The 12,231-nt window shown below is 71.9% G+C and carries 9 protein-coding genes and 1 pseudogene; 7 read left to right on the top strand and 3 right to left on the bottom strand.

The window, feature by feature from the left end; all coding sequences use genetic code 11:
- From HNR25_RS26395 to HNR25_RS04715, 3 genes and pseudogenes are all read left to right on the top strand, one after another.
- Positions 1 to 633 (top strand): annotated as a pseudogene (locus HNR25_RS26395) (recombinase RecA family protein); the annotation flags it as partial.
- Positions 626 to 1,207: a regulatory protein RecX gene (locus HNR25_RS04720; protein ID WP_184633503.1), complete on the top strand. Its 582-nt coding sequence runs from the start codon at positions 626 to 628 to the stop codon at positions 1,205 to 1,207. The pseudogene HNR25_RS26395 and the gene HNR25_RS04720, both read left to right, overlap by 8 nt.
- 161 nt (positions 1,208 to 1,368) lie before the next feature.
- Positions 1,369 to 2,160 (top strand): hypothetical protein, encoded by a 792-nt coding sequence (locus tag HNR25_RS04715; protein WP_184633502.1) that lies wholly within the window; start codon positions 1,369 to 1,371, stop codon positions 2,158 to 2,160.
- 21 nt (positions 2,161 to 2,181) lie between these two features.
- Here HNR25_RS04715 and HNR25_RS04710 read toward each other — a convergent pair whose 3' ends face one another.
- Together HNR25_RS04710 and HNR25_RS04705 are read right to left on the bottom strand one after the other, a co-directional pair.
- Positions 2,182 to 2,703, bottom strand: coding sequence for a GNAT family N-acetyltransferase (locus tag HNR25_RS04710; protein WP_184633501.1), 522 nt, complete (start codon positions 2,701 to 2,703; stop codon positions 2,182 to 2,184).
- Between the two features lie 125 nt (positions 2,704 to 2,828).
- A complete protein-coding gene (locus tag HNR25_RS04705; RefSeq protein WP_184633500.1) occupies positions 2,829 to 5,006 on the bottom strand; it encodes a S9 family peptidase in 2,178 nt (725 codons plus the stop codon).
- A gap of 310 nt (positions 5,007 to 5,316) precedes the next feature.
- On the opposite strand from HNR25_RS04705, the gene HNR25_RS04700 reads away from it, so the two are divergent.
- The 4 genes from HNR25_RS04700 (at position 5,317) to miaB (ending at position 10,852) form a co-directional block, all read left to right on the top strand.
- Entirely contained in the window at positions 5,317 to 6,321 is a 1,005-nt protein-coding gene (locus HNR25_RS04700; protein WP_184633499.1) for a TAXI family TRAP transporter solute-binding subunit, read from the top strand.
- 49 nt (positions 6,322 to 6,370) lie between these two features.
- Positions 6,371 to 6,898, top strand: coding sequence for a DUF1850 domain-containing protein (locus HNR25_RS04695; RefSeq protein WP_312862358.1), 528 nt, complete (start codon positions 6,371 to 6,373; stop codon positions 6,896 to 6,898).
- A 58-nt stretch (positions 6,899 to 6,956) separates the two neighbouring features.
- On the top strand, positions 6,957 to 9,239 hold the full coding sequence (locus HNR25_RS04690) for a TRAP transporter permease (protein ID WP_184633498.1): 2,283 nt from the start codon (positions 6,957 to 6,959) through the stop codon (positions 9,237 to 9,239).
- Positions 9,240 to 9,358: 119 nt separating this feature from the next.
- The gene (gene miaB / locus HNR25_RS04685) at positions 9,359 to 10,852 is read left to right on the top strand and encodes a tRNA (N6-isopentenyl adenosine(37)-C2)-methylthiotransferase MiaB (protein ID WP_184633497.1); all 1,494 of its coding nucleotides are present in this window, start codon (positions 9,359 to 9,361) and stop codon (positions 10,850 to 10,852) included.
- Positions 10,853 to 10,934: 82 nt separating this feature from the next.
- Here the strand turns inward: miaB and HNR25_RS04680 are convergent, their stop codons facing one another.
- Complete coding sequence (locus HNR25_RS04680) at positions 10,935 to 12,221, bottom strand: cytochrome P450 family protein (protein WP_184633496.1); 1,287 nt, start codon at positions 12,219 to 12,221, stop codon at positions 10,935 to 10,937.
- Positions 12,222 to 12,231 lie beyond the last annotated feature (10 nt).

Raw genomic sequence — 12,231 nt, 5'->3', positions numbered from 1 at the left:
GGCGTCATGGTCCACAACAGCCCGGAGACCACCACCGGTGGTAAGGCGCTGAAGTTCTACTCCTCGGTGCGGCTGGACGTCCGGCGGATCGAAACACTGAAGGACGGGACCGACGCCGTCGGGAACCGGACGCGGGCGAAGGTCGTGAAGAACAAGGTGGCGCCGCCGTTCAAGCAGGCGGAGTTCGACATCCTCTACGGCGTCGGCATCTCGCGCGAGGGCGGCCTGATCGACCTCGGAGTGGAGCAGGGCGTCGTGCGCAAGTCGGGCGCCTGGTACACCTACGAGGGCACGCAGCTCGGTCAGGGCAAGGAGAACGCCCGCAACTTCCTGCGTGAGAACGTCGACATGGCCAACGAGGTCGAGAAGAAGATCAAGGAGAAGCTGGGCGTGCCCGGTGCCGGCGACGACTCCGCGGAGTCCACCGGGACCGACGCCAAGTCCGCCGACGCCAAGTCCGCCGACGCCAAGCCGGCCGGGACCAAGGCCTCGGGTGCGAAGAAGTCCGGCGCGAAGGCGTCGACGACCAAGGACGGCGGTTCCGCGGCCAAGGACGGCGACGCGGCGGCTTCTTCGGCCGACTCCTCGGCCGCGCAGAGCGGCACCGAGCCCACCCCGCCCGCGGATGCGTGATCCGCGCGAGATCCTCGACGGCGACGGTGCCGACGTCGAGCCCGGTTCCGGGGTGAGCGGGTCCGCGGACGGGGAGGATCCCGAGGCCGCGGCGCGCGGCGTCTGTCTGCGCCTGCTGACCTCGGCTCCGCGTACGCGGGCCCAGCTCGCCCAGGCGCTGCGGCAGCGGGACGTCGACGACGACGTGGCCGAGTCGGTGCTGGGGCGCTTCAGCGAGGTCGGGCTGATCGACGACGCGGCCTTCGCCGACGCCTGGGTCGAGTCCCGGCACGCCGGGCGCGGTCTGGGGCGCAAGGCGCTGGCGGCCGAGCTGCGGCGGCGCGGCGTGGATGCGGACACGGTCCGCGACGCTGTGGAGGAGCTCGGCCCGGACCAGGAAGAGGAGACGGCGCGTCGGCTGGCGCGGCGCAAGCTCACCGCGTCGCGCCGCCAGGACTCCGCTGCGCGGGCGCGCCGGGCGCTGGCGATGCTGGCGCGCAAGGGGTATTCGGCCGGCTTGGCCTACCGGGTGGTCCGCGAGGAGCTGGAAGCCGAGGGGGCCGGGGTGGAGCTTCCCGAGCCCGACGGGGACTAGCGGCGGGCGCGGACCGTACTCGCGGGCCGGCCCTGCTGCACCGGTACCGGTCGGGTGATGGCGGGGTCCGGCGGAGTGGCGGAGACGGAGCGGGATATAACTGGTCCCCGGTGCTGTGCTGTCCCGGAACCGTGTTTGCGACCCCCTGAAGGAGCCGGATCGTGTCTGATGCGCCCGAGGAGCGCCAGGAGCCCGAGGGTTCTCACGAGCCCCAGGAGGCCGGAGAGTCCGCCGGCGGATCGGCGGCGGGGTCGTCGGGCGCGGGGCCGGGCCGCTACACGGCGCCGGCGGTCGCGGGCGGGGTGGTCGCCGCTGTGGCTGCGGTGCTGATCCTGCCGGTGCTTGTGATGGCGGGTGAGCCGTTCGCGGAGGTCGGCGAGTGCGAGGACCTGTTCACCGAGGGGTTCGTGGCGGAGCTGCACCTGGACGGGGTGCGGGTGGAGGAGCTGGAGCGCGACGCCGGAGTGCTGCCCCTGGAGGACGGACTCGCGTGCGGGGATGTCGCGGGCGGCAGCTTGTCGGCGGTGTTCACGGTGCTGGATCCGGGGTCGGAACCCTGGGATTACAGCGGCGCGGAGGAGCGGATCGCCGGTCGCCGCGAGAGCGTGGAGCAGCTGCGGTCGGGGGCCGAGGAGCAGCGGCCGTTCAACATGGCCGAGGTGGAGGAGATCGAGGCCGGCGACGGCGGGTTCGTCGCCCTGTACGAGCCGCCGGCGGAGCTGGGTACGGAGTACCGCGAGTGGACCCCGACCGAGCGCGGCCGCAGCCACGCCACCGCGTTCTTCCGGCTCCGCAATGTGGTGGTGCGTGTCCGGTCCTTCGACGACGGAGAGCCGGCGGTGTCGGGCGCGCCGTTGGGCACCGCGACCCGGGTCGCCGAAGGGCTGGCCGAGCGGATCCCCGAGGTCGGCGAGGAAGGGGATCCCGAGCCGGACGACACCGTGGGGCTGTGAAGCGGGCTCCGGCGCCGGCGGTCACATCCGCGTGTTGAGGACCTGGTAGAGGATGTGCTCCTGCCAGTGGCCGGCGATGCGCAGGTACTGGGGAGCCCGGCCGTAGGCGGTGAAGCCGTTGCGCAGCAGCACGCGCTGCGAGGCGGTGTTGTGCGGCAGGGTCGCGGCTTCGATCCGGTGCAGGCCGAGGTCGGCGAAGGCGGTCCGCACGGTTTCGGCGACGGCTTCGGTGGCCAGACCGCGGCCGTTGTGGGAGCGGCTGACCCAGTAGCCGACGGTGGCGGACAGGAAGGCTCCCCGGACGATGCCGTTGACGGTGATGCGCCCGGCGATGCGGTCGGTGCCGTCGAGGACGGCGAGGGGGAGCATGCGTCCGGCGGCGTGTTCGGCGCGGGCGCGTTCGAGGAGGGTGCGCTGGGTCGCGGCGGTGAAGTAGGAGTCGTCGCGCTCGGGTTCCCAGGGTGCGAGGAATTCGCGGTTGCCGCGCAGCAGTTCCGCCAGTTCCGGGGCGTCCTCGGGGGTGACGAGCCGCGTCGTAGGCATTCGCGGGTTCCGTTCTGTGCATGTGCGCGGTGCGGCGGGCACGGCGGTGCCGCCGGCCGCGTGCGGCGGGGGTTCGCTCGGCAGGGCCCGGCCCTCGGTGCGCGGGGCCGGGCCGGAGCCGGCGGTCAGGCGCGGCGGGGCTGCTGTGCGGCCGGTTCGCCGTCGGCGGCGCTGCGGTCCTCCAGCGGCGGCAGCGGTTCCGCTGCCGCGTCGCCTTCGGCTCCCTCCGCGGACGTGCCGGGCTCCTCCGATGCGTCCCGGGCCTGCTGTCCGTCGTCGCCCGTCCGGGGGTCGTCGCCCGTGTATTCGGTGGTCAGTTCGATCGGTTCCACGCCGGGCGGGGTGAAGCCGAACACGTCGCCGTAGAAGGCCAATTCGGCTTCGAGTGCGCGCTGCTGGTTGCCGGGTGCGCGCAGGCCGTGCCCCTCGCCGTCGAATTCCAGCAGCGCGTGGCGGACCGCGTGCTCGCTCAGGCCTGCCGCCAGCGCGCGGGCCTGATTGGGCGGGACGACGGGGTCGTCGGTGCCCTGCAGGATCAGGACCGGGGCGGTGACGTCGGCGGCGCGGTTGATGGGGGAGCGTTCGCGGTAGGTGGCGGCATAGCCCGGCAGCGGTCCCACGAGGCCGTCGAGGTAGCGGGATTCGAAGTCGTGGGTCTCGGCGGCCAGTCGCAGGAGGTCGGTGACGCCCCAGGAGGAGGTGCCGCAGGCGAAGGTGTCGCCGCACAGCGCGAGCAGGGTGGTGAGGCCTCCGGCGCTGCCGCCGCGCACGGCGAGGCGCTCGGGGTCGGCGGCGCCCTCGTCGACCAGGGCGCGGGCGGCGGCGGTGGCGTCTTCCACGTCGACGACGCCCCACTGGCCTTGGAGGCGTTCGCGGTAGGCGCGTCCGAATCCGGTGGAGCCGCCGTGGTTGACGTCGACGACGCCGATGCCGCGGCTGGTGAAGTAGGCCTTGGCGAGGTCGAGGGAGCTCAGGGCCTTGGCGACCGGGCCGCCGTGCACCCACACGATGTAGGGGGCGGGGCCGTCGGCGGCGGCGTCGGGGTTGGCGGGCGGGTAGACGGTGGTGTGCACGGTGCGGCCGTAGCGCCCGCTGACCTCGGTGTGGCGGGGGACGGGCAGGTAGTCGGTTGCGGGGACGTCGTCGCGGGAGCGCCGTAGCACGTCGGTGCGGCCGGTGGCGGTGTCGAGCCGGACCAGGCTCTGGGGGGTGTGGTGGCCGGCGGCCAGGCCCACGACGGTCGTGCCGTCTCCGGCGAGGGCGGTCCAGGAGTCGAATCCGGTGTCGAGGGGGGCGAACTCCGCGGTCGCGGAGGTGTAGACGCCGGGGGTGAGGTCGGTGCGGCCGTGCAGGGCGACCGTGCGTCCGTCGTCGAGGCCGTGGTAGGGCTGCAGGCCGGGGAAGAAGCCGTGGGTGAATTCCTCTTCGGCGGGATGGAGGGGCATGGCCGGCCCGGTGAGCCCGATCTCGTAGAGGTTCCACCAGCCCGACCAGTCGGTGAGGAAGACCAGGGTGTTCGCGTCGCGCCAGGTAGGCGAGAGCACGGACTCGGCGACGCCGCCTTTGAGGGTGTAGGTGTCGGTGAGAGCGCCGTCGGGGCCGTCGAGGGTGCCCACGCGCAGTTCGGTGCCGTCCCAGGGCATGCGGGGGTGGTTCCAGCAGGTCCAGGCGAGGTGGCGCCCGTCGGGTGCGGGGACGGGGGAGGCGTAGAAGTCGGAGCCGGAGACCAGTTCGGTGACGGCGTCGGGGTCGTCGGCGGCGCGGCCGGACAGCGGCAGCGAGACGATCGAGCGGACGGGGCGGCGGTCGTCGGGGCCGGGTTCCTCGTCGCCGGGGGCGGGGTGGCGTTCCCGGACGCAGACGATGTGCTCGCCGTCGGGGGTGAGGGCGAGGTCGGCGTAGCGCAGGGCACAGGGGTGTTCGGGCTCGGGGGTGAGCGGCACCGGGGTGTCGGCGCCGTGCTCCAGCAGGTAGAGGCGCTGGTCGGCGCGATTGGCGAAGACGATGCCGTGGCGGGTGGGATTCTGGTCGTCGCTGCGGGGGACGGGCAGGTAGGAGCGTCCGCCGTATTCGTGCACGCGGGTGCCCGCGTCCCAAGCGGGGCCGAGGAGCTCGGTCGGGGTGCCGCCGGGGTCGCGGTGCATCACGGTGGTGCGTCCGCCTTCGTCGGGGCGGGACTCCTCCCAGCGGATGCCGTCGGCGGCGACGCTGGGGTGGGCCATCCGCCGCTCTCCTCGGGCGACGTCACTGGCTGCGATCGGCGATGGCCAGGCGCCGTAGGGGGCCGTCACACGGTCGGTCATGTGGACACTTCGCACTCGGTGGTCTGTCGATGGATGACATGTCGACCTTAGTGGTACACGGCCTGTGGCGCAGTCGGAGCGGTCCGTTCCGGCGGGGCGTCGGGTGCGCGGTGCCGCACGGTGCGGCGGTCGGGTTCGCCGTCGGGCCCATTCGTTCCCCAGTTGTAATCGGCCGGGCGCGACTGTGTGGCCGGGTGCTGTCTATAGTCCGGGCCAGCGTTTCAAGGCCGGTAACCAGACTAGGCGTTTCAGGGGCTCGCGCCGGTGCTACAGCACCGTCGCAGCGGACTCTTCGAGGAGGACTCGCGCAATGAGGACGGGACTTCGGACCGGGCGACTGGCGGGCGCCACCGCGACCGCCGCCGCCGGGGTCATCGCGCTTGCCGGCTGCGGGGTCGGCGATTCCGACTCCGGCTCGGGCGGTGCCGGCGGAGAGTTGACCATGGCGACCGGCAGCACGGGTGGTACGTACTATCCCCTCGGCAGCGAGATCGCTCAGATCTGGTCGGACAACGTCGAGGGCGTCGACGTCAGCACCCAGTCGAGCGGTGCGTCGGTGGAGAACATGCGCCTGCTCGACCAGGGTGAGAACGAGTTGGTCATGGCGATCAACGGGGTGGCGGCCAACGCGGTCGGGGGCAGCGCGGACTTCGCCGACGAGCCGCTGTCGGACCCGGACGCGGTGCGCACGCTGGGCAACGTCTATCCCGAGGTGCTGCAGATCGTGGCGACCGCGGATTCGGGGATCGAGACGATCGGGGACTTGGAGGGCAAGCGGGTGGACATCGGTCCGCCCGGCAGCGGTACGGCCGTGGCGGCCGAGGCGGTTCTCGAGGCCTACGGGATGAGCACGGACGACGTCGAGACGTTCAACGGGACGTTCGAGGACGCCGCATCCAAGCTGAGCGACGGCCAGACCGATGCGGCGTTCGCGATTCTGGCGCTGCCGGCGGGCAGCATCGAGCAGGTGGCCACCAGCACCGACGTCCGGCTGGTCGACATCACCGGTGACGGCTTGGAGCAGCTCACCGCGGACAACCCCAGCTACAGTCCGCTGACGATCGACGCGGGCACCTACAGCGGCCAGGACGAGCCGGCCGAGACGGTCACGAACTGGGCGACGCTGTACGGAACGTCGGAGTTGGCTGAGGACACGGCTTACAGCCTGGTGAAGGAGATGTACGAGCGTGCCGGCGACATCGGCCACGACGTCGGCAGCCAGATCGACCTGGAGAAGGCGACCGACGGCAGCGGGTCTGTCGAGATCCACCCGGGTGCGCAGCGCTTCTACGAGGAAGAGGGCGTTCTCGAGTAGGAGCGTCCGGCAGCCCCGGCGGCGACGGGACGCGGCGGCGCGCGGGCCGGTGCTCGCGCGCCGCCGCGCCGTGCGTGCGGGAGGCGGAGTACTCGCTGCGGGCCTGTTGGGCGGGCTCGCGGCCGTGCCGCAGCCGGCGGGGCGCCAGCTGCGTTTTGTGGTCGCCGACGCGGACCGCGGCCGTGTGGTGCTGTCGGCTCCGGTGGCCGCCGGTGCCCCGGTGACGCTGCGCTATACCCACTCGGTGAGCAAGCGCCCGGTCGAGGAGGAGTTCTCGGTCGGTGCTGAGGGCGGGTTGCGCATGCAGGAGATGCGGTTCGACACCTTCGGGGCGAATCTGCCGGCGGGGTCGGAGCGCATCGGTTCGACGAGGACCACGTTCCTGCGTGAACGCGACGGTTACCGGGTGCTGCACCACGGGCGGCCGCTGGGCCGTGTCGGTCTGATGGTCAACAGCTCCCGTTCGGGCCAGGTTCTGCTCCTTCCGGACGGTAGGCGGGTGCGCCTGCTGGATCTCGCCGAGTACGGCACACGGGTGGAGTTGGGCGTGGAGGGCGGGCCGGGGGCCTGGCCCTGACGCCGGCGGCGCGCACCGAGGGGAGCGCCGCCCGATCGATGACGTAAGGGGATGGGCGATGACGAGCGACTCTCCGCCGGCGGCGCCGCCGGGTGAGGGCGCCGGTTTCGAGGACGTCGAGGCGCAGAAGGAAGTCGCCGAGCTCGAAGGGCACAACGTCGCCGCCGAGGCGGCGGGGACCCGGCGCGAGCTGCGTCCGCTGTGGCGCTGGGTGGTTTTCGGCGTGGGGTTGGCGCTGAGCCTGTTCCACCTCTACACCGGGTATTTCGGGACGCTGCCGGGTCTGCAGCAGCGCTCGTTCCACTTGGCGCTGGGGCTGGGCATGGTGTTCCTGCTGTATCCGCACACGCCGCAGGAGACGCCCCGGCAGCGGATGTACGGGTTGGCGCTGACGGCCGGCGGGATCGGCACGGTGGTCTACACGATCGTCGAGGGCATCGCCGAGTGGTATGTGCTGGCTCCGGCGATCGCGGTACTGGTCCTGGTGCAGGCGGCGCGGTATGTGCCGGTGCGGCCGCTGGGCATCCCGTTGGCCGATGTGGTGCTGGCGCTGCTGGGCGCGGGTTCGGGGCTGTACCTGTTCGTGTTCTACGAGGACGTCGTCAGTGTCCAGGGGATCATCGACCCCGCCCAGGTGGCGGTGGGCACGGTGGGGATCCTGCTGGTGCTGGTGGCGGCGCAGCGGACGCTGGGTCCGGCGCTGGTGGTGCTGTCGGGGCTGATGGTGGCGTATGCCTTCTACGGGCCGTGGCTGCCGGGTTTCCTGCACCATTCGGGCTATTCCATCGACCGGATCGTGGTGGAGCTGTTCGTCGGGACCGAGGGCGTGTTCGGCACGCCGCTGGGGATCTCGTCGACGTTCATCTTCCTGTTTCTGATCTTCGCGGCGATGCTGACGCGTACGGGGATGGAGCGGTTCTTCACGGATCTGGCGCTGGGGCTGACCGGCGGCGCGACGGGCGGTACGGCCAAGGTCGGCATCGTCACCAGCGCGTTTTCGGGGACGATCACGGGAAGCTCGGTGGCGAACACCGTCAGCAACGGGGCGTTCACGATCCCGATGATGAAGCGGTCGGGGTATCCGGCCAACTACGCGGGTGCGGTGGAGGCGGCTTCGTCGACCGGCGGCCAGATCGCGCCGCCGATCATGGGCGCTGCGGCGTTCATCATGATCGAGTTCACCGGGATCCCGTACCTGCAGATCCTGCAGGCGGCGATCATCCCCGCGGTGCTGTTCTTCGTGGCGCAGTTCGTGGTGGTGCACTACGACGCCAAGCGGTTGGGCGTGCGCGGCATGCCGCGCGGGGTGCTGCCGAACGTGCGGTTGCTGATGGCCACCCGGGGGTATCTGCTGGTGCCCGTCGCCGGCTTGTTCGCGCTGCTGTCGATGGGGTATTCGCCGATCTTCTCGGCGATGGGCGCGATCGGACTGACGGTGGCGGTCAACCTGGTCACCCAGCTGGTGCTGGCGGCGCTGCGGCGCTGGCGCGGTATGGAGGACCGGCTGACGCTGTGGAGCCTGTTGGACGGCCTGGTCGACGCGGCGCGGGTGGCGCTGCCGATCATCGTGGCGTGTGCGGCGGCGGGCATGATCGCGGGCGTGATCACGCTCACGGGGCTGGGGCAGAAGCTCAGCGACGGCCTGGTGGGTGTGGCCGAGTCGGTGCTGGCTCCCGCGCTGCAGACGGCCACGTTCGACCTGATGGATCCGAACACGGTGCTGCTGCTGTGCACGCTGGTGCTGACGATGCTGGCCTGCCTGATCCTGGGGATCGGGGTGCCGACCACGGCGAACTACGTGATCACGGCCACGCTGGCGGCGCCGGCGATCATGGCGATCCTCCAGCCGGAGGCGGGGGAGTACACGGTCGCGGTGCTGCTGATGGCGCACATGTTCGTGTACTACTTCGGTGTGATGGCCGACATCACGCCGCCGGTGTGCTTGGCGGCGTATGCGGCGACGGGTGTCTCGGGCGGGAATCCGATCCGGACGGGTGGGCATGCGGTGCGCATCGCGGTCTCGGGGTTCCTGGTGCCGTACATGTTCGTGTTCTCTCCGCAGCTGCTGCTTCAGGACGTGACGTGGCTGTCGGGGCTGGGTGTGGTGGCGACCGCGCTGCTGGGCGTGTGGCTGGTGGGCATCGCGGTGGTGGGCTTCGTGCGCACCGGGCTGCACTGGTCGCTGCGCCTGGTGGTGGGTGTGGCCGGGCTCGCGATGGTGAACGCGGGGTGGGAGAGCGACCTGGCGGGCCTGCTGGTGGCTGCCGCCGTAGTGGGGTGGCAGTATCGGTCGGGGCGCGGTTCCGGTTCCGGCAGCCGTGAGGTCCCCGCGGTCGTGTAGGCGGTGCGCGTCGCCCCGCCGGACGGCGGGGCGACGCGCACCGCCCGTGTCCGGCACGGGCGGGGTCCCTTCGCCCGGGCGGGACGGTGCAAGGCGGCACAGGCACTAGCCTGGGGTGTGTGAGCCAGAGTCGTACCTACCAAGTTCGCACCTACGGCTGCCAGATGAACGTCCACGACTCCGAGCGCCTGTCCGGCCTGCTGGAGGACGCGGGCTACGAACGCGCAGCCGAGGACACCTCCGCCGACGTCGTCGTGTTCAACACCTGCGCGGTCCGGGAGAACGCCGACAACCGCCTCTACGGCAACCTCGGGCACCTGCGTCCGGCCAAGGACGCCAACCCCGGCATGCAGATCGCGGTAGGCGGGTGCCTGGCGCAGAAGGACCGGGGCGAGATCGTGCGCCGCGCCCCGTGGGTGGACGTGGTCTTCGGCACCCACAACATCGGTTCGCTGCCGGTACTGCTGGAGCGCGCCCGGGTGCAGCGCGAGGCGCAGGTCGAGATCGAGGAGTCGCTGGAGACCTTCCCCTCCACCCTGCCCAGTCGGCGCGAGTCGGCGTATGCCGCCTGGGTGTCGATCTCGGTGGGCTGCAACAACACCTGCACGTTCTGCATCGTGCCGGCGCTGCGGGGCAAGGAGAAGGACCGCCGTCCCGGCGACGTGCTGGCCGAGGTGCGCGCCATGGTCGGCGAGGGCGTGGCCGAGGTGACCCTGCTGGGGCAGAACGTCAACGCCTACGGCAGCGAGTTCGGCGACCGGCAGGCGTTCTCGAAGCTGCTGCGGGCCTGCGGCGAGGTCGAGGGCCTGGAGCGTGTACGGTTCACGTCGCCGCACCCGCGCGACTTCACCGACGACGTCATCGAGGCCATGGCCGAGACCCCCAACGTCATGCCGCAGCTGCACATGCCGCTGCAGTCGGGGTCCAGCCGGGTACTGAAGGCGATGCGGCGCTCCTACCGCCAGGAGCGCTTCCTGGGCATCGTGCGCAAGGTGCGCGAGGCGATGCCCGAGGCCGCGATCACCACCGACATCATCGTGGGCTTCCCCGGCGAGACCGAGGAGGACTTCGAGGAGACCCTGAACGTGGTGCGCGAAGCCCGCTTCGCCAACGCGTTCACGTTCCAGTACTCCAAGCGGCCGGGGACTCCGGCGGCCGAGATGGAGGGCCACCTGCCCAAGGAGGTCATCCAGGAGCGCTACGAGCGCCTGGTCCGGCTGCAGGAGGAGATCGCCGCCGAGGAGAACCGCAAGCTGGTCGGCCGCGAAGTCGAGCTGCTGGTGTCGGAGGGCGAGGGCCGCAAGAACGGCGAGCGGCGCCGGCTGTCGGGGCGTGCTCCCGACAACCGGCTGGTGCACTTCGCGGTGGACGATGCGACGGCCGAGCGGTTGCGCCCGGGCGATTTCGTCACGGTCGGCGTGACTTACGGCGCACCGCACCACTTGGTGGCCGACTCGGGTGTGCGCGCGGTCCGGCCGTCGCCGGCGGGCGACGCCTGGGCGGCGCGCAACGGCCGGGAGCCGGCCCAGCCGGATGTGCTGCTGGGCATGCCCACCGTCGGTGCGCCCGCCGATCCCCAGCCGGCCGCCTCTGGAGGGTGCGGAATCGGCTGAGGCCGCGGGCGCGGCGCCGTACGGGCCGCCCCGCGGTACGGGGCCGCCGCACGCACCCCCTGTGGCGCGGCCGCCCGGCGGTTCAGGCGCCGCCGAGGCGCAGCGGCAGCCGCACCAACCGCCGCAGTCCCGGCCGCGGTATCCACTCCAGCTCGTCTTCGGCTGCGGCCAGGGTCAGATCGGGGTAGCGCTCGAAGAGCCGGGTGAAGGCGACCTCGCCTTCTTGGCGGGCCAGGGCGGCGCCCAGGCAGTAGTGCATGCCGTGGCCGAACCCGGTGTGCTGCTCTCCGCGGGTCGGGTACGTGCGGGTGATGTCGAGCCGGTCGGGGTCGTCGAACCGGCGCGGGTCGCGGTTGGCGCCGACGGGCATCGCCATGACCGGCTCGCCTTGGGCGATGTGCTGCCCGCCGAGGTCGGTGTCCTCGGTCGCCCACCGGATCCGGGTGGACTGCACCGGGCCGCACCAGCGCATCAGCTCGTGTACGGCGCGCGGCGCCAGTTCGGGGTCGCCGCGCAGCCGGGCGAGCTGGTCAGGATGGGTGAGCAGGGCGGCGGTGCCGTTGCCGATGAGATTGGCCGTGGTCTCGTGGCCGGCGATCACCAGTGTGAGCACCATCGTGACGAGTTCCTGTTCGGTGAGCCGGTCGCCGTCCTCCTCGCGGACGGCGATGAGGGCGTCGATCAGGTCGGATCCGGGCTCCGCGCGCCGCTGCGCGATCATCCCCCGGATGTGGTCGACCATCTCCACGAGCGCGTCGCGCATCCGCTCGGCGGACTCCAGTTGAACCAGGTCGTCGCTCCAACGGCGCCACAGCGGCCGGTCCCGTTCGTCGACTCCGACCATCTCGCAGATGACGGTGATGGGCAGCGGGTAGGCGAAGTGCTCGATCAGGTCGACGGTGCCGTCGTCGCCGGCGTGGTCGGGCAGGGCGTCGAGCAGGTCGGCGGTGATCCGCTCGACGCGGGGCCGCATTCCGTTGACGCGCCGCACGGTGAAGGCGCGGGAGACCAGCTTGCGCAGGCGGGTGTGGTCGGGCGGGTCGGTGTCGAGGACGGTGTCGGCGACGTAGCCGACGTAATCCTCGGGCAGGCCCAAGCCGACCAGCAGTTCGGCGCGTTTGTCGGTGTCGTTGCCCGGTACGGACAGCGGATCGTTGGCGAAGCGCCGCGGATCGTCGAGGACCGTGCGGACGTCGTCGTGGCGGGTGGCGACCCACAGGAGTGTGCCGTCGACGTTGCTGCTGCGGGCTACCGGTGCGGTTTCGCGCAGCCGGTTGAACGCGGTGAAGGGGTCGGCGAGTACGGCCGGGTCGGTCAGGCGGATGTCGTCGGCGGTGGCGGCGGAGTCGTGGCCGGAGGATGTACTCATGGCTGGGCCC

Origin of the sequence: Streptomonospora salina, from assembly GCF_014204715.1 — a bacterium.
Taxonomy (GTDB): Bacteria; Actinomycetota; Actinomycetes; order Streptosporangiales; family Streptosporangiaceae; genus Streptomonospora; species Streptomonospora salina.
The sequence above is the reverse complement of the archived record's forward strand: the minus strand, read 5'-3'. Positions and strand labels throughout refer to the sequence as shown.

Coding starts and splice junctions, on each gene's coding strand:
- HNR25_RS04700 (WP_184633499.1), top strand. CDS start 5,317: ATGAGGACGGGACTTCGGACCGGGCGACTGGCGGGCGCCACCGCGACC.
- HNR25_RS04690 (WP_184633498.1), top strand. CDS start 6,957: ATGACGAGCGACTCTCCGCCGGCGGCGCCGCCGGGTGAGGGCGCCGGT.
- HNR25_RS04680 (WP_184633496.1), bottom strand. CDS start 12,221: ATGAGTACATCCTCCGGCCACGACTCCGCCGCCACCGCCGACGACATC.
- HNR25_RS04720 (WP_184633503.1), top strand. CDS start 626: ATGCGTGATCCGCGCGAGATCCTCGACGGCGACGGTGCCGACGTCGAG.
- HNR25_RS04710 (WP_184633501.1), bottom strand. CDS start 2,703: ATGCCTACGACGCGGCTCGTCACCCCCGAGGACGCCCCGGAACTGGCG.
- HNR25_RS04705 (WP_184633500.1), bottom strand. CDS start 5,006: ATGACCGACCGTGTGACGGCCCCCTACGGCGCCTGGCCATCGCCGATC.